A 2,390-nucleotide genomic window follows, 5' to 3' on the forward strand; every position below is an offset into this window, starting at 1 on the left:
GAAGAGGCTGTGGATGAAATTTTAGGACTTCTTAAGAATTATTTTAAGCAGGGAGTCATCTTTGCTGCAGAGGGAGATTATCAGTTGTTGGTAAACAAGAAAAATGAAATAAAAATTATAAAGAATAAGCCTACAAAAGTTCAGGAAAAAGACCTAACTCACAACAGGAAAAAAAATTATGTTATAGAGGAAGGTAAACACTGCGATTTTCTTTACAAACTTGGAGTTATGGATGCTGACGGTAAGGTGTATAAAAATAAATATGATAAATTCAGGCAGATAAATAAATATCTAGAGATTATAGAGGACTCTATAAAAAGTCTGGATATGAAAAAGAAGCTTAAGATAGTTGATTTTGGGTCGGGGAAGGCCTATCTTACCTTTGCCTTGTATTGGTATCTTAAGGAAAAGCTGGGTATAGAGGTTGAGATAACTGGTCTTGATCTAAAGGTAGATGTTATAAACTACTGCAGTAAAGTAGCAGAAGAATTGAATTATGAAAATCTAAGTTTTAAAATAGGGGATATAAAAGGGTTTGAAGACTATAATGATATAGATGTAGTGATAACCCTTCATGCCTGTGACACTGCCACAGATGATGCCCTTATAAAGGCTGTAAACTGGAATACCAAACTTTTGCTGCTAGTGCCTTGCTGCCAGCATGAGCTCTTTAGACAGGTGAGTAATGATAAAATGTCCCCTATACTAAAGCATGGCATTCTCAAAGAGAGGCTGTCCTCTATGATAACTGACTCCATAAGAGGAAATATTTTAGAAGTTTTGGGATATTCTGTAGAAATTTTTGAATTTATAGATACCGAGCATACACCTAAAAATATAGTTATAAGAGCTATAAACAAGAACTCTCCAAGCAAAAAAGCAAAGGATGAGTATTATGAATTTAAAAAGATGTGGAATCTGGATCCTTATTTGGAAAAATCTTTAAAAGATAAAATAGATAAAGTAAAAAGTTAATATAGTCTAAATTAATAATCAAAAATTAAAAATACACCCTCTGGAAATACCAGAGGGTGTATTTTTAATTTGCATATTTAAAAACTCTTAAATTAAAATTTTTATTAGAAATTTCCATTAAAATTATAAATTTTATTTTTTAGGTCTTCCATCAAGTCCAAAATAATATCCTGACAGCTTTGCTTTTCACAGATCATAGATGCTACCTGACCAGCCATGACACTTCCGTTTACTACGTCTCCGTCTTTAACGGCTAGCCTTAAGCTTCCTTTACCCATCTCTTCTAATTTTTCTGCAGAAGCTCCCTCTCTTTCAAGCTGGATTAGATCCTTTGCAAGTTTGTTGTTGATTACTCTTACAGGGTGACCTGTATGGTTTCCTGTTGAAACAGTAGATCTGTCCTTTGCCTTCAAAATAGCATCTTTATAGTTCTCATGGACATTACATTCGTGAGCCACTATAAATCTTGTTCCTACCTGGATACCGCTTGCTCCTAGTGCCAAGGCAGCCATAAACTGTCTCCCGCTTGCGATTCCTCCTGCAGCAATGACAGGTATTGTTACAGCATCTACAACCTGAGGAACAAGTGTCATTGTAGTCAGCTGACCAATGTGTCCTCCGGCTTCTGTACCCTCTGCTATCACAGCATCGGCCCCGATTTTTTCCATTCTTTTTGCCAGAGCAACAGAAGGTATTACAGGCACTACCTTGATACCTGCACCTTTTAATTTTGCCATGTAAGGGGCTGGGTTGCCTGCACCAGTTGTTACTACAGGTACACCTTCCTCTATACAGACTTCTACCTGTGCAGCTACCTCTTCCATCATAAGCATGAGGTTTACTGCAAAAGGCTTATCCGTAATGGATTTTACAATTTTGATCTCTTCTCTCAAGATTTCAGCAGGCATTCCTCCACCGGCTATTATCCCTAGTCCCCCTGCTTTAGATACGTGACCTGCCAGGTGACCATCGGCAATCCATGCCATGGCTCCCTGGAATATCGGGTATTCTATATTGAGAAGTTCACAAACACTATTTTTAGTCATAAATTTCCTCCTAAGGTGAGATATATCAAGTTAGATTATAAACAAATCTTCAAAAAAAGTTAAGAAAAATTTAGAAAACTTCTTTAAATTTTTTCATTATATCCTCTACAGAAAGAATTTCTTCTATTTTCCAAGCATCTTTTCCGGCAAAGAAGATGCCTTCCTCATAGTCTCCCTCATGACCTTTTACAAGTCTTTCGTTTACACAAAAAGTCATAGTACACTTTTTCAGGCAACCGGTACAGCTTTTAGGTCTTTCTGTTTTTTTATTAAGTACTTTTTCCACATAGGGAGAAATTATAGCATTGGCAGGAAGACCGGCAGAACTCATTATCTCTACAATATCTCCCTCTTTTGAGTTTATATACA

The 2,390-nt window shown here is 36.4% G+C and carries 2 protein-coding genes and 1 pseudogene; 1 reads left to right on the forward strand and 2 read right to left on the reverse strand.

From position 1 onward, the window contains the following. Positions 1–975 (forward strand): SAM-dependent methyltransferase (locus ABZA26_RS12795; protein WP_372714901.1); only part of this gene is annotated, 975 nt, incomplete at its 5' end. Positions 976–1,079: 104 nt separating this feature from the next. On the opposite strand, the gene fabK is transcribed toward ABZA26_RS12795, so the two are convergent. Together fabK and ABZA26_RS12805 are read right to left on the reverse strand one after the other, a co-directional pair. Further along, on the reverse strand, positions 1,080–2,021 hold the full coding sequence (fabK, locus tag ABZA26_RS12800; RefSeq protein WP_372714902.1) for an enoyl-[acyl-carrier-protein] reductase FabK: 942 nt from the start codon (positions 2,019–2,021) through the stop codon (positions 1,080–1,082). Positions 2,022–2,091: 70 nt separating this feature from the next. Beyond that, positions 2,092–2,390, reverse strand: a pseudogene (locus ABZA26_RS12805) (nitronate monooxygenase); the annotation flags it as partial.

This window comes from Ilyobacter sp. (genome assembly GCF_041583315.1).
Classification (GTDB): domain Bacteria; phylum Fusobacteriota; class Fusobacteriia; order Fusobacteriales; family Fusobacteriaceae; genus Ilyobacter.